13 protein-coding genes and 1 tRNA gene are annotated in these 18,952 nt (G+C 68.9%); 1 reads left to right on the forward strand and 13 read right to left on the reverse strand.

The genetic code is table 11. The features are described 5' to 3' along the window. Positions 1–21: 21 nt before the first annotated feature. Positions 22–1,698, reverse strand: coding sequence for a DUF885 domain-containing protein (locus D8Y23_RS05430; protein ID WP_128217150.1), 1,677 nt, complete (start codon positions 1,696–1,698; stop codon positions 22–24). A gap of 47 nt (positions 1,699–1,745) precedes the next feature. Beyond that, entirely contained in the window at positions 1,746–4,385 is a 2,640-nt protein-coding gene (polA, locus tag D8Y23_RS05435; RefSeq protein WP_128217151.1) for a DNA polymerase I, read from the reverse strand. 58 nt (positions 4,386–4,443) lie between these two features. On the opposite strand from polA, the gene D8Y23_RS05440 reads away from it, so the two are divergent. Then, positions 4,444–4,887, forward strand: a complete 444-nt coding sequence (locus D8Y23_RS05440; protein ID WP_128217152.1) for a hotdog fold thioesterase — start codon at positions 4,444–4,446, stop codon at positions 4,885–4,887. A gap of 59 nt (positions 4,888–4,946) precedes the next feature. Here D8Y23_RS05440 and D8Y23_RS05445 read toward each other — a convergent pair whose 3' ends face one another. The 11 genes from D8Y23_RS05445 to D8Y23_RS05495 all read right to left on the reverse strand — a co-directional run bounded on the left by D8Y23_RS05445 (position 4,947) and on the right by D8Y23_RS05495 (position 18,653). Further along, a complete protein-coding gene (locus tag D8Y23_RS05445) occupies positions 4,947–5,567 on the reverse strand; it encodes an ANTAR domain-containing response regulator (protein WP_022877510.1) in 621 nt (206 codons plus the stop codon). A gap of 80 nt (positions 5,568–5,647) precedes the next feature. Further along, positions 5,648–5,730 (reverse strand) — tRNA-Leu (locus D8Y23_RS05450). A gap of 75 nt (positions 5,731–5,805) precedes the next feature. Continuing rightward, positions 5,806–7,251, reverse strand: coding sequence for a pyruvate kinase (gene pyk, locus D8Y23_RS05455; protein ID WP_128217153.1), 1,446 nt, complete (start codon positions 7,249–7,251; stop codon positions 5,806–5,808). A 55-nt stretch (positions 7,252–7,306) separates the two neighbouring features. Next, entirely contained in the window at positions 7,307–8,773 is a 1,467-nt protein-coding gene (locus D8Y23_RS05460; protein WP_128217154.1) for a glutamate synthase subunit beta, read from the reverse strand. After that, positions 8,766–13,343, reverse strand: a complete 4,578-nt coding sequence (gltB, locus tag D8Y23_RS05465; protein ID WP_128217155.1) for a glutamate synthase large subunit — start codon at positions 13,341–13,343, stop codon at positions 8,766–8,768. Before gltB ends, D8Y23_RS05460 begins: the two co-directional genes overlap by 8 nt. Before the next feature lie 52 nt (positions 13,344–13,395). Beyond that, positions 13,396–14,400 carry a prolipoprotein diacylglyceryl transferase gene (gene lgt / locus D8Y23_RS05470; protein WP_128217156.1) on the reverse strand — a complete coding sequence of 335 codons (1,005 nt, stop codon included), beginning with the start codon at positions 14,398–14,400 and terminating at the stop codon, positions 13,396–13,398. A gap of 10 nt (positions 14,401–14,410) precedes the next feature. Continuing rightward, positions 14,411–15,202, reverse strand: a complete 792-nt coding sequence (trpA, locus tag D8Y23_RS05475) for a tryptophan synthase subunit alpha (RefSeq protein WP_128217157.1) — start codon at positions 15,200–15,202, stop codon at positions 14,411–14,413. Continuing rightward, entirely contained in the window at positions 15,199–16,524 is a 1,326-nt protein-coding gene (trpB, locus tag D8Y23_RS05480; RefSeq protein ID WP_240663798.1) for a tryptophan synthase subunit beta, read from the reverse strand. Before trpB ends, trpA begins: the two co-directional genes overlap by 4 nt. Before the next feature lie 5 nt (positions 16,525–16,529). Then, positions 16,530–17,306 carry an indole-3-glycerol phosphate synthase TrpC gene (gene trpC / locus D8Y23_RS05485; protein WP_128217159.1) on the reverse strand — a complete coding sequence of 259 codons (777 nt, stop codon included), beginning with the start codon at positions 17,304–17,306 and terminating at the stop codon, positions 16,530–16,532. 2 nt (positions 17,307–17,308) lie between these two features. Then, positions 17,309–17,539 (reverse strand): DUF6704 family protein, encoded by a 231-nt coding sequence (locus tag D8Y23_RS05490; RefSeq protein ID WP_128217160.1) that lies wholly within the window; start codon positions 17,537–17,539, stop codon positions 17,309–17,311. 106 nt (positions 17,540–17,645) lie between these two features. Beyond that, positions 17,646–18,653 carry a cutinase family protein gene (locus D8Y23_RS05495; protein ID WP_205796869.1) on the reverse strand — a complete coding sequence of 336 codons (1,008 nt, stop codon included), beginning with the start codon at positions 18,651–18,653 and terminating at the stop codon, positions 17,646–17,648. Positions 18,654–18,952 lie beyond the last annotated feature (299 nt).

An 18,952-nucleotide genomic window follows, 5' to 3' on the forward strand; every position in this document is an offset into this window, starting at 1 on the left:
CCGCAGACACCCCGATCCGGATCACGCGGATGCCAGAGCCCGGCGCAGCGTGTCGAGACCGACGCCGCCGATGTCGAGGGCCTTCGTGTGGAACGCCTTCATCGAGAAATCGGCGCCCGCGCGCTCGCGAGCTTCCTCGCGCACCTGCTCCCAGATGCGCTGGCCCACCTTGTAGGACGGCGCCTGCCCCGGCCAGCCCAGGTAGCGGTTGACCTCGAAGCGGACGAACTCCTCGGGCATGTTGACGTTGCGCAGCATGAACTGCAGCGCGTAGTCGTGGTCCCACACGCCCTCGCCGTCGAGCCGCGGCTTACCGAGGTGCACGCCGATGTCGAGCACGACGCGCGCCGCACGCATGCGTTGGCCGTCGAGCATGCCCAGGCGGTCGGCGGGGTCGTCGAGGTAGCCGAGCTGCTCCATGAGGCGCTCGGCGTACAGCGCCCAGCCCTCGGCGTGACCGCTGGTACCGGCGAGGAGGCGTCGCCACGAGTTGAGCTCTCCGCGGTTGTACACCGCCTGCGCGATCTGCAGGTGGTGGCCCGGAACGCCCTCGTGGTACACCGTGGTCAGTTCGCGCCAGGTGTCGAAGCTCTCGACGCCCTCGGGTACCGACCACCACATGCGGCCCGGTCGCGAGAAGTCATCGGTCGGGCCGGTGTAGTAGATGCCGCCCTCTTTCGTGGGCGCGATCATGCACTCCAGGCGCCGGATCGGGTCGGCGATGTCGAAGTGGGTACGCCCCAGCTCCTCCACCGCGCGGTCGCTGGTGCGCTGCATCCACTCCTGGAGGGCTGCGGTGCCATGGAGCTTGCGCGATTCGTCCTTCTCGAGGAAGGCGACGGCCTCTTCGACCGTGGCGCCCGTGAGGATCTCGTTCGCGATCGACTCCTGCTCGGCGACCATGCGCGCGAGCTCCTCCACGCCCCACTCGTAGGTCTCGTCGAGGTCGATCGTCGCGCCGAGGAACTGCCGCGAGTGCAGCGCATAGAGCTCGCGGCCGACCCCGTCGATCTCGCCGGCGACGGGCGCCAGCTCGGACGAGAGGAAGGATGCCAGCGAGTCGTAGGCGACGCGTGCGGCACCGGCGTTCTGGTCGAGGTCGCGCGCGAGCGACGCGGGCAGCTGCCCCTCGTCCGGGGCGGCCTCGCCGACGAACTCCGCGAAGAAGCCCGTGTCGGCGGTGTAGCGCCCGATCTGCGTCGCGACCTCGACGACCTGGCGGCGTGCGGGCACGACACCGCGAGCGATGCCCTCGCGCAGCGTCGCGATATAGCCGTCGATCGCGCCGGGGAGGGCCTTGAGCCGCGTGGAGATCGTCGACCAGTCCTCGACCGTCGCGGTCGGCATGAGATCGAACGCCTGGCGCAGGTCCTGCGCCGGGGAGGCGATGACGTTGACGTCGCGCAGGTGAGTCTGTGCCGCGTGCAGCTCGAGGTGCAGGTCGAGTTCGCGGCCGAGGTCCATCTTCGTGACCTCGTCGATGGCATCCACGGGGGTGGCGTTGTCGAGCGCCGCCTTCGTCGCGCGTGCCTGGTCGGCGAGTTCGTTCGCGCCTTCGGGGCTGTAGTCGCCGAACCGGTCGTTGAACTCGGTGCGTCCGATGTAGGTCGCGAGCGTCGGGACCCGCTCGGCCAGGGTGTCCACCCACGCGTCGGCGATCGTGTCGATCGGCGTGGGGGTGCGTTGTGCATCAGTCATGAGTCGAGCCTAGGGAAGGCGCGGGGGGCCTGACCACCCGACAGCGCTCAGTGGCCCGCTTCGTCCCAATCGCCGCCGCGGCCGATCTGCACGTCGAGCGGCACCGACAGGTCGGCGGCGTCCGCCATGCGGGCGCGCACGATCGTCTCGACGGCATCCCACTCCCCCGGAGCCACTTCGACGACGAGCTCGTCGTGGATCTGCAGCAGCACGCGCGAGCGCAGACCCGTGGATGCCAGTTCTTCGCGGATGCGAAACAGTGCGATCTTCATGATGTCGGCGGCACTGCCCTGGATCGGGGCGTTCAGCGCCGCGCGCTCGGCGTTCTCGCGCAGCACGCGGTTCATGCTGGTGAGGTCGGGGAACGGTCGGCGGCGTCCGAAGATCGTCTCGGTGTACCCGTCCTGACGGGCCTGCTCGACCGAGCCGCGCAGGTAGTCGCGCACCGCACCGAAACGCGCGAAGTACTCGAGCATGAGCTGCTTCGCCTCGGACTGCTCGATGCGCAGCTGCTTTGACAGCCCGAACGCCGACAGGCCGTAGACCAGGCCGTACGACATGGCCTTGACCTTGGTACGCATCGCCGGGGTCACCTCGCTCGGATCGACGCCGAACACGCGCGCGCCGACGAAGCGGTGGAGGTCCTCGCCGGAGTTGAACGCCTCGACGAGTCCGGGGTCGCCCGACAGGTGCGCCATGATGCGCATCTCGATCTGCGAGTAGTCGGCGGTCAGCAGCGTCTCGTAGCCCTCGCCGACCTCGAACGCGGCGCGGATGCGACGGCTCTCCTCGGTGCGGATCGGGATGTTCTGCAGGTTCGGGTCGGTGCTCGACAGGCGCCCGGTCTGGCTGCCCGTCTGCACGTAGGTCGTGTGGATCCGGCCGTCGGCGCCGATGGCCGCGTCGAGGGCGTCGATGATCTGCTTGAGCTTCGTCGCCTCGCGGTGACGCAGCAGCAGGTCGAGGAACGGGTGGTGCGCGCTCTCCTGCAGGTCGGCGAGGGCCGCGGCATCCGTCGTGTACCCGCTCTTGGTCTTGCGGGTCTTCGGCAGCTGCAGCTCGTCGAACAGCACTTCCTGCAGCTGCTTCGGCGAGCCGAGGTTCACCTCGTGCCCGATCGAGGCGTAGGCCTGCTGCGCGAGGTCGTCGGCGCGCGCCGCGAGCTCACCGGAGAAGCGCGAGAGCTTCTCGTGCGACACGGCGACGCCCGCGAGCTCCATGTCGGCCAGGGCGCCGAGGGTGGGAAGCTCGATGTCGTCGAGCACACCGGCGACGCTCTCGGGCAGATCGCCGCGTTGGGCGTCGGAGACCCGGCGCACGTACCACGACAGCTGACCGGGGGTGGCTCCCTCCGTCTCGGGGACGAGCTGTGTCGGATCGGCCTCGGGCAATTTCTCGCCGAGGTAGCGATCGACGAGGTCGGCGAGGGTCTTGTCCGGGAAGCTGGGCCGCACGAGCCACCCCGCGAGGATCACGTCATCGGCGATCCCCCCGACCTCGACGCCCTCGCGCGCCAGGGCCTTCAGCTGCGGCTTCGCCCCGGCGAAGGCCTTCGGGGCATCGGATGCCAGCCACCCGCCGAGGGCGTGGCGCACGGCGTCCGTCCACTCGGCCTCGGCCGCGGCGGTGTCGGTTGCGAGGCCGATACGGGTCGGCGCGCCGCCGATCAGGGCGATGGTGACCCCGACCGTGCCGGCGGCCGCCGCCGCCCAGGCCGCGAGGCCTTCGGCGTCGAGGACAGCCGCGGAGGGGGCCTGCGCCGTCGGAAGCGCGGGTTCGGCGGCGCCGGACGGGTCGGCGCCGAACGCGTCGAACACGCGCGGGAGAAGCGTGCGGAACTCGAGACGCGCGAAGATGTCGCGCACCGCTTGCGCGTCGATGGGCTGCACCGCCAGGTCGGCGGGCGACTTCTCGAGCTCGACGTCGCGCAGGAGGCGGTTCAGGGTGCGGTTGCGCTTCACGTCGTCGAGGTGCTCGCGCAGATTGTTGCCCGCGACACCCGTGATCTTGTCGGCGTTCTCGAGCAGCGCCTCGAGCGAGCCCCACTGCGTGAGCCACTTCACCGCGGTCTTCTCACCGACCTTCGGCACGCCGGGAAGGTTGTCGCTCGTCTCGCCGACCAGGGCGGCGATCTCGGGGTACTGCGCCGGCGGCAGGCCGTACTTCTCGATGACCGCGTCGGTGTCGTACCGCTTGAGCTGCGATACGCCCTGCACGTTCGGGTACAGCAGCGTGATGTCGTCGTTGACGAGCTGAATGGTGTCGCGGTCACCCGAGCACACGAGGACCGAGAAGCCGTCGGCGGAGGCCTCGGTGGCGAGCGTCGCGAGGATGTCGTCGGCCTCGACCTCCTCCTTCGTCAACACCTCGACGTTCAGCGCCCTCAGGCAGTCCTGCAGCAGCGGGATCTGCCCCTTGAACTCGGCCGGGGACTCGCTGCGGTTGGCCTTGTACTCGCTGTACTCCTTCGTGCGGAACGACTGCCGTGAGGTGTCGAACGCCACCGCCAGATGGGTCGGCTTCTCGGCCTTCACGAGGTTGACGAACATCGACAGGAACCCGTAGATGCCGTTGGTGTGCTGGCCGTCCTTCGTGGAGAAGTTGTCGACGGGCAGGGCGTAGAACGCCCGGTAGGCCAGCGAGTGGCCGTCGACGACGAGGAGAGTAGGCTTTTCGGCATCCGTCACTCGTCCAGCGTAACGAGTGCCACCGACACTCCCCCGGCCCCGGCCCGCGAAGGCGACGATGACCTCGACGACACCCGACACCACGTCCGGCGGCACCTCGGGGCTGGACTGGGCGAAAGAGCGCGGAATGGGCGCCCTCGCCGAGAAGATGGGCATCGAGTGGGTCGAGTTCTCCGTCGAGCGCAGCGTCGCCACCATGCCGGTCGAGGGCAACACCCAGCCGGTCGGCCTCCTGCACGGTGGCGCGTACGTCGTCCTCGGTGAATCCCTAGGATCGATGGCCGCCAACCTCTACGCCGGTCCCGGTCGGCTCGCCGTCGGCATCGACATCAACGCCACGCACACGCGCTCGGCGACCTCGGGTGTCGTCACCGGCGTCTGCACGCCGATCCACCTGGGCCGCTCGCTCACCGTCCACGAGATCGCGGTGACCGACGAGCAGGGGCGCCGCTGCTCGACGATCCGCATCACGAACATGATCAAGGACGCCCCGACCTCCTGAGGTCGGAAACGGAAAAGGGATGCCACCGAAGTGGCATCCCTTTCTCGAAAGACCGAGTGTCAGCCCTTCTTCGGGGCGAGCTGCTCGATGATGGCCTTCGCCACGTCCTGCATGGTGAGACGGCGATCCATGGACGCCTTCTGGATCCAACGGAACGCCTCGGGCTCGGAAAGGCCCATCTTCTCGTTCAGCAGGCCCTTGGCGCGGTCGACGAGCTTGCGGGTCTCGAAGCGCTCGACCATGTCGGCGACCTCGGCCTCGAGCGTGATGATCTGCTCGTAGCGGGCCAGGGCGATCTCGATCGCCGGAAGCAGGTCGTTCGGTGTGAAGGGCTTGACGACGTACGCCAGGGCGCCGGCCTCGCTCGCGCGTTCCACCAGCTCCTTCTGGCTGAAGGCCGTCAGCAGCACGACGGGGGCGATGTGGTTCTTGCTGAGCTTCTCGGCCGCGCTGATGCCGTCGAGCTGCGGCATCTTGACGTCCATGATGACAAGGTCGGGACGCAGTTCCGTGGCCAGCTGGACGGCGGTCTCGCCGTCACCGGCCTCGCCGACGACGTCGAAGCCGTTGTCGCGGAGGATCTCGACGATGTCGAGGCGGATGAGCGACTCGTCTTCCGCCACGACGACACGACGGGGGGCGGTGGGCGCGCTCACCGGCGCGGCTTCGTGATCTGTCACAGTTCCATCCTAAGACTGCGGTCATGAGGATCACCCGTGCGGTGACCTCGGGATGCGGTGCTGTCGAGCACCACGCATTGTGCCGGTGGTGGGACTCGAACCCACACGCCCTTGCGGACAGAGCATTTTGAGTGCCCCGCGTCTGCCATTCCGCCACACCGGCCGGTGTCTGCGTCCCCAACCTACCCGGCCGGGAACGACGACGCGCGCCGGGCGAACCGGCGCGCGTCGCCCGTGATCAGTTGTCCTGGTAGCCGGGAGCCGCGCCGTGCACGGCGTCGCCCACGCGGTGGACGCGCAGGTCGTTCGTCGAGCCGGCGATTCCGGGAGGCGAGCCCGAGATGACCACGACCTTATCGCCGATCTTCGCGAGGTCGTTCGCGAGCAGGTAGTCGTCGACCTGGAGGAACATCTTGTCGGTGTGCGACACGTGCTCGACCAACGTCGACCGCACACCCCACGTCAGTGACAGGCGGCGGCGGATGCCGGGCTCCGGGGTGAACGCGATCATGGGGATCGTGGAGCGCAGGCGCGACATGCGGCGCGCCGAGTCGCCCGACTCGGTGAACACGCACAGGTACTTCGCGTCGACGAACTCCGCGACCTCGACGGCGGCGAGCGTGATCGCCCCGCCCTGGGTGCGCGGCTTGTTCGTGAGGGGCGCAATGCGCTCGAGACCGTGCTCCTCCGTGGATGCCACGATGCGGGCCATCGTCTCGACCACGACGACCGGGTAGTCGCCGACGCTCGTCTCGCCCGACAGCATGACCGCGTCGGCGCCGTCGAGGACGGCGTTGGCGACGTCGCTGGTCTCGGCGCGGGTGGGCACCGGGTTGTTGATCATCGACTCGAGCATCTGCGTCGCGACGATGACGGGCTTCGCCATGCGGCGTGAGAGCTCCACGGCGCGCTTCTGCACGATCGGAACGGCCTCGAGCGGCAGCTCGACGCCCAGATCGCCGCGGGCGACCATGATGCCGTCGAACGCGTCGATGATCTCCTCGAGGTTGTCGACGGCCTGCGGCTTCTCGATCTTGGCGATGACCGGCACGTACCGGCCCTCTTCGCCCATGATCTCGTGCACGCGCTCGACGTCCTTGGCATCCCGCACGAACGACAGCGCGATCAGGTCGGCTCCGGCACGCAGGCCCCAGCGCAGGTCGGCCTCGTCCTTGTCGCTCAGGGCGGGGACGTTCACGGCCACGCCGGGGAGGTTGATGCCCTTGTTGTTCGACACCGGTCCGCCGACGACCACGCGCGTGGTCACGACGGTGCCGTCGGTCTCGACGACCTCGACGCGCACCTTGCCGTCGTCGATGAGGAGGAAGTCGCCGGGGCGCACGTCCTGGGGCAGGCCCTTGAACGTCGTTCCGACGATCTCCTTCGTGCCGAGGATGTCCTCGACGGTGATCTTGAAGATGTCGCCGGGAGCGAGGAGGTGAGGTCCGTTCTCGAACTTGCCGAGACGGATCTTCGGACCCTGCAGATCGACGAGGGCGGCCACGGGGCGGCCCGCGTCCTCCGCCGCCTTGCGCACGTTGGCGAAGTTGGCGTCGTGCACGGAATAGTCTCCGTGGCTCAGGTTCAGTCGGGCGACGTCCACCCCGGCGTCGATGATGGCGCGAACCATCTCATACGACGACGTGGCGGGGCCGAGGGTTGCGACGATCTTGGCGCGTCTCATCCGTTTTCAAGCTCCGTGAGGATATTCGGGAAGTGGCCGATCGGCCCTTGCCAGCTTAGGCGGGGAGGAGCCCGATGGCGACATCGGTCGGGCGCACGGGGGCGGGCAGCACCGTCTCCCCCATGAGGAACGTGTCGACCTCGGCGGCCGCGGCACGGCCCTCCGCGATCGCCCACACGATGAGCGACTGTCCGCGTCCGGCGTCACCGGCCACGAACACGCCGGGGGCGGTCGTGGCGTAGGTGGCGTCGCGCTCGACGTTGCCGCGCGAGGTGAACTGCGCACCCAGCTGCTGCTCGAGGTGATCGCGCTCGGGACCCGTGAAGCCCATGGCGATGAGCACGAGGTCGGCGGGGATCTCGCGCTCGGTGCCGCTCTTGGGCACGCGGCGTCCGTCGACGTACTCGGTCTCGGCGACGCGCAGCGCGCGTACCTCGCCCGCGTCGTTGCCGAGGAACTCCACCGTGGATGCCAGGAACGTGCGCTCCCCGCCCTCTTCGTGCGCGGAGGCCATCTCGAACAGGTTCGGCGTCATCGGCCACGGCTGGTCCATCGGACGCTCCGACGGCGGCTGCTTGCCGATCGCGAGGTTCGTGACGCTGAGCGCTCCCTGGCGGTGGGCGGTGCCGATGCAGTCCGCACCGGTGTCGCCGCCGCCGATGACGACGACGTGCTTGCCGTGCGCCGTGATCTGCTGCGGGATCTGGTCGCCCGCGACGGCCTTGTTGCCCTCGATGAGGTACTCCATCGCGAAGTGCACGCCGTCGAGGTCGCGGCCCGGGATCGCCAGGTCGCGCGGAACGGTCGAACCCGTGGCGACCACGACCGCGTCGTACCGGGCGCGCAGGTCGCTCCACGAGATGTCGGTGCCGATCTCGACGCCGGCGCGGAAGCGCGTGCCCTCGGCCTGCATCTGCCGCAGCCGCAGCTCGAGGTGGCGCTTCTCCATCTTGAAGTCCGGGATGCCGTAGCGCAGGAGCCCGCCGATGCGGTCGTCGCGCTCGTACACCGCGACCGTGTGACCGGCTCGGGTGAGCTGCTGGGCGGCGGCGAGGCCGGCGGGCCCCGACCCGACGACCGCGACGGTCTTGCCCGTGAGACGCTCGGGCGGCTCGGGCTCGACCCACCCGTTCGAGAACGCCTCGTCGATGATCGAGACCTCGACCTGCTTGATCGTCACCGCGGGCTGGTTGATACCCAGCACGCACGAGCTCTCGCAGGGCGCGGGGCACAGGCGACCGGTGAACTCCGGGAAGTTGTTCGTCGCGTGCAGGCGCTCGATCGCCGCGCGGCCCTCGCCGCGCCACGTGAGGTCGTTCCACTCGGGGATGAGATTCCCGAGCGGGCAGCCCTTATGGCAGAACGGGATACCGCAGTCCATGCACCGGCCGGCCTGGCGGCGGACGACGGCCGGGTCACCCGGCTCGTAGACCTCCTTCCAGTCCATGATCCGCACGGGAACGGGACGACGCGGCGGGAGCTCCCGCTGCGTGGTCTTGAGAAAGCCCTTCGGGTCAGCCACCCGTCACCTCCAGAATGCGCGTCCAGACGACGTCGCCGTCGGGGTCCAGCCCCTCGGCGACCGCCTCCTGGCGGGTCTGCAGCACCGCGGCGTAGTCGCGCGGCAGCACCCGGACGAAGTTCTCCACCTCGGCGTCGAAGTCGTCGAGCAGACGGCGCGCCAGTGTGGAGTCGGTCTCGGCGACGTGCTTCTCGAGCAGGTCGCGCAGGATCTCGGCATCCCCCGATCCGAGGGGACCCAGTTCGAGCTCACCGGATGCCACGGCCTCCCGGTTCACCAGGTCGGTGTCGAGCTTGTAGACGTAGGCCTGTCCGCCGGACATGCCTGCGCCGAGGTTGCGTCCCGTGGCACCGAGGATCACGGCGAGTCCACCGGTCATGTACTCGAGCGCGTGGTCGCCCACGCCCTCGACGACCGCGGTCGCGCCGGAGTTGCGGACCAGGAAACGCTCGCCCACGACGCCGTTCAGGAACATCTGCCCCTGGGTGGCGCCGTAGCCGATGACGTTTCCGGCGATGACGTTCTCGGACGCCGCGAACGAGGAACCGCGGGGCGGCCGCACGACGATCTTGCCGCCGGAGAGTCCCTTGCCGACATAGTCGTTCGAGTCGCCCTCCAGACGCAGCGTGATGCCGGACGGCATGAACGCGCCGAAGGACTGTCCGGCTGAACCGGTGAGCCGCACGTCGATCGCGCCGTCGGGCAGGCCGTGCTCGCCGTGCGCCTTGGTGACGTGGTGACCCAGCATCGTCCCGACCGCGCGGGCCGTGTTGCGCACGGGCAGCTCGATCGTGATCCGGCCGCCGTGGGCGACGACGTCCTGCGCGCGTTCGATGAGCTGCACGTCGAAGTGCTCGTCGAGCTCGTGATCCTGGTTGCGGCCGTGCTTACGCGGCTCGTCGTCGGCGAATCGCGGACCTTCGAGGATCGGCGCGAGGTTGAGTCCGCGCGCCTTCCAGTGCTCCACGGCGCCGTTGACGTCGAGGAGCTCGGAGCGGCCCACGATCTCATCGATCGAGCGGTAGCCGAGCGCGGCGAGGTACTCGCGCACCTCCTGGGCGATGAACTCCATGAAGTTCACGACGTACTCGGCCTTGCCGGTGAAGCGCTGGCGAAGGACCGGGTTCTGCGTCGCGACACCCACGGGACACGTGTCGAGGTGGCACACGCGCATCATGATGCAGCCCGAGACCACCAGCGGAGCCGTGGCGAAGCCGAACTCCTCGGCACCGAGCAGCGCACCGATGATGACGTCGCGCCCGGTCTTCATCTGACCGTCGACCTGCACGACGACGCGGTCGCGCATGCCGTTCAGCATGAGCGTCTGCTGCGTCTCGGCCAGGCCGAGTTCCCACGGCGTCCCGGCGTGCTTGAGCGAGTTCATCGGGCTCGCGCCCGTGCCGCCGTCCTGTCCGGAGACGAGGATGACGTCGCTCAGCGCCTTGGCGACACCGGCCGCGACCGCACCGATGCCCGACTGGCTGACGAGCTTGGTGTGGATACGGGCCGACGGGTTCGCACGCTTCAGGTCGAAGATGAGCTGCTTGAGGTCTTCGATCGAATAGATGTCGTGGTGCGGCGGCGGCGAGATGAGCCCGACGCCCGCGGTCGCGTGACGCGTCCGCGCCACCCACGGGTACACCTTGGTCGGCGGCAGCTGACCGCCCTCGCCGGGCTTCGCGCCCTGCGCGAGCTTGATCTGGATGTCGTCCGCCTCGGTGAGGTACAGGCTCGTCACACCGAAGCGACCGGATGCCACCTGCTTGATGGCGCTGCGACGCTCGGGGTCGAGCAGACGGTCGACGTCTTCGCCGCCCTCGCCGGTGTTGGACTTGCCACCGATGCGGTTCATCGCGACCGCGAGGACCTCGTGCGCCTCCTGCGAGATGGAGCCGTAGCTCATTGCACCCGTCTGGAACCGCTTCACGATCGCCGAGACCGGCTCGACCTCGTCGATGGCCACGGGCGGGCGCTGGCCGGTGCGCAGCGAGAACAGACCACGCAGCGTCTTCAGCTCGTGCGCCTGGTCGTCGATAAGCTTCGTGTACTCGCGGAAGATGTCGTACCGGCGCTCACGCGTGGCGTGCTGCAGGCGGAACACCGTGTCGGGGTTGAACAGGTGCGGTGCCCCGTCGCGACGCCACTGGTACTCGCCTCCGGTCCACAGGCGCTCGTGCGCCCGGGCCGCGGCGTCCTCGGGGTACGCGTACTCGTGCCGGGCCGCGTTCTCGGCCGCGATGACGTCGAGTCCGACGCCGCCGAGCTTCGACTCGGTGCCGGTGAAGTAGGCCTCGACGAATTCCCGCGAGAGCCCGACCGCCTCGAACACCTGCGCGCCGGCGTAGGACGACACCGTCGAGATGCCCATCTTGGACATGATCTTGAGCACGCCCTTGCCGAGGCCGTAGATCAGGTTCTTGACGGCCTTCTCGGGAGTCACGCCCGTGATGAAACCGGCCCGTACGAGGTACTCGACGGTCTCCATCGCCAGGTACGGGTTGACCGCCGACGCGCCGTAGCCGATCAGGGTCGCCACGTGGTGCACTTCACGCACGTCGCCGGCTTCCACCACGAGACCGACCTTCATGCGCGTTTCCTTGCGGATGAGGTGGTGGTGGACCGCGGCGAGCATGAGCAGCGACGGGATGGGCGCGAGGTCCTTGTTCGAGTCGCGGTCGCTGAGCACGATGAACTCGGCGCCGTCCTCGATGGCGGCGTCGACCTCGGAGCACATCTGCGTGATGCGCTTCTGCATGCCCTTGTGTCCGGCCTCGACCCGGTAGAGACCGCGGATCGTCACGGATGAGCGACCCGGCAGTGCCGTGTCGATGTGCTGGATCTTGGCGAGCTCGTCGTTGTCGATCACGGGGAAATCGAGCGTCACGGTACGCGTGTGCTCGGGGCCCCAGTCGAGCAGGTTGCGCTCGGGGCCGAGACCCAACGACAGCGACGTCACGACCTCTTCGCGGATCGAGTCCAGCGGCGGGTTCGTGACCTGTGCGAACTGCTGCGAGAAGTAGTCGAACAGCAGGCGGGGGCGGTCGCTGAGCACGGCGACCGGTGCGTCGCTGCCCATCGCGCCGAGGGGCTCGGCACCGTTTTGACCCATCGGGGTGAGGAGCAGACGCACCTCTTCCTCGGTGTAGCCGAACGTGCGCTGGCGGCGCGTGATCGACGCGATCGGGTGCACGATGTGCTCGCGCTCGGGCAGTTCCGACAGGCGCACGCGACCGGCATCCAGCCACTGCTGCCACGGCTCGAGCGACGCGAGCTGCTTCTTGATCTCGTCGTCCTCGACGATGCGGCCCTGGGCCGTGTCGACGAGGAACATGCGCCCGGGCTGCAGGCGTCCGCGGCGCTTGATGCGCTCGGGCGCGAAGTCGAGCACACCGGTCTCGGAACCGATGACGATGAGGCCGTCGGTGGTCTCGGTCCACCGCCCGGGGCGGAGGCCATTGCGGTCGAGCGTCGCGCCGACGAGCGTGCCGTCGGTGAAGATCAGCGCCGCGGGGCCGTCCCAGGGCTCCATCTGCATGGAGTGGTAGTCGTAGAACGCCCGCAGGTCGGGGTCGATCGTGGCCTGCTTCTCGTAGGCCTCGGGCACCATCATCATGATCGCGTGCGGGAGGCTGCGACCGGTGAGGGTCAGGAGTTCGAGGACCTCGTCGAAGGATGCCGAGTCGCTGGCGCCCTCGGTGCAGATGGGCAGAAGCGGACGCACGTCGCCGATCAGCTCGGACTCGAGCTGCGACTGGCGCGCACGCATCCAGTTGCGGTTGCCCTTGACGGTGTTGATCTCACCGTTGTGCGCGAGCATGCGCAGCGGCTGCGCGAGCGGCCACGACGGGAACGTGTTCGTGGAGTACCGCGAGTGCACGACGGCGAGCTCGGAGGCGAAGCGCTCGTCCTGCAGGTCGGGGTAGAACGGTTCGAGCTGCAGCGTCGTGACCATGCCCTTGTAGCCGAGGGTGCGGCTGGAGAGCGACACGAAGTACGCGTCGAGTTCGTGGCGGGCGCGCTTGCGCAGGCGGTAGACGCGACGGTCGAGGGCGATGCCCGACAGGGCGGCCTGATCGCCGACGGCGGGGTGCGACACGAAGAGCTGCTCGAACGCGGGGCGGGCCTCGAACGCGAGCTTGCCGAGGTTCTCGGGCTCGGTGGGCACCTCGCGCCAGCCGAGGACCGTCAAGTTCTCGGCCTGGGCGAGCTTCTCGATGCCGGCCTTCTGCGCGGCGCGCTCCTCGTGCCCGAGGGGCAGGAAGACAAGACCCGCGGCGTACTCCCCCACCGGCGGCAGGTCGAAGTCGACCACCGCGCGCAGGAACGCGTCGGGCATCTGCGTCAGGATGCCCGCGCCGTCACCGGTACCGGCATCCGATCCGATGGCCCCGCGGTGCTCGAGGTTGCGCAGCGCCGTCAGCGCCAGGTCGATGATGTCGTGTCCGGCCTCGCCGCGGAGCGTGGCCACCATGGCGAGCCCGCACGCGTCCTTCTCGAACGACGGGTCGTACATGCCCTGCCGGGCGGGGAAAGCGCCGCCGACGGCGCCGGAACGGGAGCTCGAAGCCATACCAACCGTCCTCACGTTGATGCTGCGAATGGGACGACGTCGGCCCAGGGGGTTACTTCGTGGCGGGGCTGCTTGTGGCGCTGGTGCCGACGGTGTCGTTCGTCGCGGGCGGCTCGCTCACGTCGACGAAGTCAGTGGGGTCGGTCGAGTCTACAGCCCCCGGAGCCTTCGACTCGCGTCCGGGAGCGTACGGCGAGGGCTCGAGACCGTGGTGGCGACGCGACTGCACGACGAAGATGGCGATGCCGAGCACCACGCCGATGATCGCCGCCCACACGTTGGTGCGCAGGCCGAGGATGATGTCGCTCGGGTCGATACGGATGGATTCCCAGACGATACGGCCCGCGCTGTACCAGACGAGGTAGAGCGCGAACTGCTTGCCCCACAGGAGCGTGAAGCGCCGGCCCGCCCACAGGATCACCGCGGCGCCGAGGAGATTCCAGATCACCTCGTAGAGGAAAGTCGGCTGGAAAAGCGTGCCCTCTGGCAGTCCGACGGGGATCGCGGAGTTGCCGGGATCGATCTCGAGGCCCCATGGGAGGTCGGTGGGCTGGCCGAACAGCTCCTGGTTGAACCAGTTGCCGAAGCGTCCCATCGCCTGCGCGATGATGAGACCCGGCGCGAGGGCATCGGCGAACGTCCAGAAGCGGATGCCGGTCCACCGGCATCCGAGGTACGCGCCGATCGCGCCGCCGATCAGGGCGCCGTAGATGGCGATGCCGCCCTCCCAGATCGCCCAGACCGAGCCGGGCTGGAACGGGTTCCACGGGTTGGAGTCCGGGCCGAAGTAGAAGCCCAAGTGGGTCACGACGTGGTAGATCCGCGCGAACACGATCGCGATGGGCACCGCCAGCAGGCAGATGTCGATGACGACCCATTTCTCGGCCCCGCGACGCGTCAGACGCGCGTTCGTCAGGAACACCGCCACGATGATGCCCGCAACGATGCACAGGGCATAGAAGTGGATGCGCAGGGGTCCGAGGTCGATGTACGAGATCGAGGGGCTCGGGATGCTGGCGAGCACGCCGGAGGCGGCGCTCGAGAGGGCGAACGTCATGGAACCGAGTCTAGGCGCGCCGCGCGGTACCCGCCGCCAGCTCCCGCGCGAGGTCGCGGAGGGCCGCGACGCCGCCGTCACGGAGGGCCTTCACGAGAGCGGTGCCGACGATCGCGCCGTCCGCGTACTCGATGACTCCGGCGACCTGCGCGGCGTTCGAGATGCCGATGCCCACGCACGCGTGCGCGGCGCCGTGCGAGCGGAGACGCTCCACGAGGCCGCGGGCCGCGGCATCCAGCTGCGCCCGCTCCCCCGTGATGCCCATCGTCGAGACCGTGTAGACGAACCCGGTGGAGGCTGCGACGATCATGTCGAGTCGGTCGTCGGTGGACGTGGGCGCGGCGAGGAAGATCCGGTCGAGGCCGGTCCGCTCACTCACGGCGATCCACGCCGCCGCGGCGTCGGGCGTGATGTCGGGGGTGATGAGGCCCGCGCCGCCCGCGGCGAGAAGGTCGTCGGCGTACCGCTCGATCCCGTACTGCTCGACGAGGTTCCAGTACGTCATCACGAGCACCGGTACGTCGGTGCGCGCGGTGACCTCGCGGATGATCGTGAACAGGTCGCGCATGCGGAACCCGTTGGCGAGCGCCGTCTGGGTCGCCTCCTGGATCACGAGGCCGTCCATGACCGGGTCGCTGTAGGGCGGGCCGAGCTCGATGACGTCGACGCCGGACTCGGCCAGAGCGACGATCGCCTCGATGCTCGTGGCCACGTCGGGATACCCGGCCGGCAGGTACCCGACGAGCGCCCCGCGTCCGTCGGCGTGGGCCGCGTCGATCGCCGCCGAGACGCGCGAGGTCACAGTTCCACCCCCGCACCGCTTGCCGCGTCCGGAGCCGGGGCCACGTCCACCGGCGAACCGGAGGCGGATGCCACGGCCTCGGCGCCCGCGGTCTGGGCGGGGGCGCCCTCCGGTGCCGGCGCGTGCTCGGCGTCGTAGAGGTCGAAGTACCGGGCGGCGGTGTCCATGTCCTTGTCGCCGCGACCGGAGAGGTTGACCGCGATGATGGCATCCGGTCCGAGTTCCTTGCTGATGCGCAGGGCTCCGGCCAGGGCATGGGCGGACTCGATCGCCGGGATGATGCCCTCGGTGCGCGACAGCAGACGCAGAGCCTGCATCGCCTCGTCGTCGGTTGCCGGGATGTACTGCGCGCGGCCGATGTCCGAGAGCCATGCGTGCTCGGGGCCGACACCGGGGTAGTCGAGGCCCGCGGAGATCGAGTGCGACTCGGTGGTCTGGCCGTCCTCGTCCTGGAGCACGTAGGTGCGGGCGCCGTGCAGCACGCCCGGCCGTCCGCGCTCGATCGACGCCGCGTGCTTCGGTGTGTCGACGCCGTCGCCGGCCGCCTCGACGCCGTAGAGTGCCACGCCCTCGTCGTCGAGGAACGCATCGAACATGCCGATCGCGTTCGACCCGCCGCCGACGCACGCGAAGACCGCGTCGGGGAGGCGTCCGAGGCGCTCGAGGAACTCCGCGCGCGTCTCTTCGCCGATGATCTTCTGGAAGTCGCGCACCATCGCCGGGAACGGGTGCGGACCCGCGGCGGTACCGAAGATGTAGTTGGTCGTCTCGACCGTCGACACCCAGTCGCGGTACGCCTCGTTGATCGCGTCCTTGAGCGTGCGTGAACCGGTCGTGACGGGAACGACCTCGGCGCCCAGCAGACGCATCCGTGCGACGTTCAGGGCCTGGCGCTCGGTGTCGACCTCGCCCATGTAGACCACGCACTCCAGGCCGAAGAGGGCCGCAGCGGTCGCGGTGGCGACGCCGTGCTGGCCCGCCCCGGTCTCGGCGATCACCCTCGTCTTGCCGAGGCGCTTGGTGAGGAGCGCCTGGCCGAGGACGTTGTTGATCTTGTGCGAGCCGGTGTGGTTGAGGTCTTCACGCTTGAGGAAGACGCGGGCGCCGCCGGCGTGCTCCGCGAACCGCGGGACCTCGGTGAGCACCGAGGGGCGCCCGGCGTAGTCGTGCAGCAGCGCCTTCAGCTCGGCGAGGAACGATGGGTCGGCCATCGCCGACTCCCAGACCTCGGTGAGCTCGTCGATCGCGGCGATGAGCGATTCGGGCATGTAGCGGCCGCCGAAGTCGCCGAAGAACGGCCCCTTCTGGTCGCGCAGGCTCACGGTGGTCATGCTGTCTCCTGGAGGAACGCGCGCAACGTCGCGACCGGGTCACCGGTCACCAGCGCTTCGCCGACGAGGACGACGTCGGCACCGGCGGCACGGTAGTGGGCGACGTCGGCGGGGGCGAGAACGGCGGATTCGGCGATCTTCACGGTATCCGCGGGGAAGTTGTCGGCGAGAGAGCCGAACAGGTCGCGATCGAGTTCGAAGGTCGAGAGGTTGCGGGCGTTGACGCCGATGAGCTTCGCGCCGAGGTCGGCGGCGCGCTCCAGTTCCTCGGCGGAGTGCGTCTCGACGAGCGCGGTCATTCCGAGGTCGACCGTGAGCCCGTAGAGCTCGGTCAGCGTCTTCTGGTCGAGCGCCGCGACGATCAGCAGCACCAGGTCGGCGCCGGACGCGCGGGCCTCGAGCACCTGGTAGGGCGTGGCGAGGAAGTCCTTGCGGAGGACCGGCACCGACACCGCGGCACGGACGGCCTCGAGGTCGGCGAGACTGCCCTTGAACTTGTGGCCCTCGGTGAGCACCGAGATCGCGGACGCGCCGCCTTCTTCGTACAGGCGCGCCTGGCGCGCGGGGTCGGGAATCGTCGCGAGATCACCGCGGGACGGACTCGCCCGCTTGACCTCGGCGATGACCTTCACGCGGTCGGCGGGGGCGAGCATCGCCAGCGCGTCGCGCGCAGGCGTCTGCGCGAGAGCGTCGCGCTCGACGGCGGAGAGCGGTCGCGTCTGAGCGCGCCGCTCGGCGTCTTCTACCGCTCCGGCCGTGAGATCGGCCAGCACGGTCAGTGCGCCTTCGGGGAGGACTTCGCGCCGTTCGCGCCGTAACCGGCCTTGCTCATCGCCCATCCCACGATCGCACCGACGATGAGCAGCCCGACCGACGCCCACACGAGGATCGGCATGTCGAACCAGAAGAACACCGTGCCCAGCGTGAAGGCGAGCAGCATGATGATCACGGCCGTCCAGGCAGCCGGCGAGTGTCCGTGGCCGGGGTCGCCGATGGGGTTGCTCATGGATCTCCTTCGTCTCGCGCGCGGGCGCGGGGAACAGCGTGGGATCAGTCTATCGAAACGGGCGGACGCGGCCCGCGCGGATGGCTCGATGGTGGTTCATGCAGGACTAGAAAGCGGCCTCGGCAACACCCCGGCCGAACGGACGGAGGGTGTCGGGCCCGTACCCACCATGGATCCCCGCCATCCGGTCAAAATGTGCCCGGACTTCTGCCGGGTAGTCCCACAGCCACGGGCTTCGGGAAGCGCCTGGGGCGTAGGGCGCACACAGGAGGTCGCCGTCCGTGCAGAACGCGTAGGTGCGGGATTCCAACTGGCTCGGGTATGAACGGATTGCCTCCATCGGGTAGTCCCCGATGAACGCCGAGTCCCAGAGATCTCTCGCCGACGAAAACTCGAACAGTTCAGCGACGAGCCCACGTTTTCCGCTACCGCTGCCGGTGATCGGGTAGGCGTCGGGCTGCTGGAGAGGGTCCGATAGCAACACAACCGCAGCGAGATCGTCGAGGGATTCACCGTCGAGGATCGCCCCCGAAAGCATGAGATGGGCAGCCATCGCGCCCTGCGAGTATCCCGCGATGATGAATTTGCTTTCTCGGTCACGGCACTCCTCGTGCAGAGCGTCGTATGTCGATCGAAGAGCGTCTGACCCGCTCCGGATGCTCGACATGTACTCCAGCAGTTTCCGAGGATCGGGCTTCATCAAACTAAATGCTTCACCGAGTAGATCGGTGCTCGAGGCCGGATAGACGATCGGCACAATCAGGGTGCTATTCCGGTATCCCTCGCTCAGGCTGTTGAGGAGACCGCTGTCGGCTGGTCCGACGAGCCACTCTTCTCCGCTGCGCGTCACTTGACCGGTCAGGACCTGCTGCATCTTGGACCCCAATCCTCGCTGTGCGTACGAGGATCGAACGGTGGTCTGATACGTCTGGATGTCGTAGAGGTCAGGATCCGAAGCGACGTCCCACGGTCCCTTCGGCACCTCCCCCGACCCGCGCGCGACCAGGACGATGAGATCGGCGCAGGTGCTCGGCGGCGCGGCGACGGGAGCCGCGGGTGGGGTCGGCGGCGCGACATAGCCGACCCAGGGGACGACTTCGACGACACCCTCCACGGGAACCGAGTTTCCGAAGGGGCGGGGGCCGTCGTCGGTTCCCCAGGAGACGTTGCGCGCGATGACGCGCGCTCCGCCCGACGCGACGACACCCGATTCACAAGACTGGATGCTCCCGGTGATCGTGACGGTTCCGGCCCCCGCGGCAATGCACTGATGCGCTTTCTCGAGCCGCGATGATGAAAGGTCGACCGTTCCCGTCGATGAGATCGCGATCTCAGCGAAGGTCACCGTCAGACCGGTTCCGGAGAGTCTGCCCCCGTCGGCGACGGTGATGCCGGTCCAGTCGCCGGGGGTGG

It is taken from the genome of Microbacterium enclense (assembly GCF_004022425.1).
GTDB lineage: Bacteria > Actinomycetota > Actinomycetes > Actinomycetales > Microbacteriaceae > Microbacterium > Microbacterium enclense_A.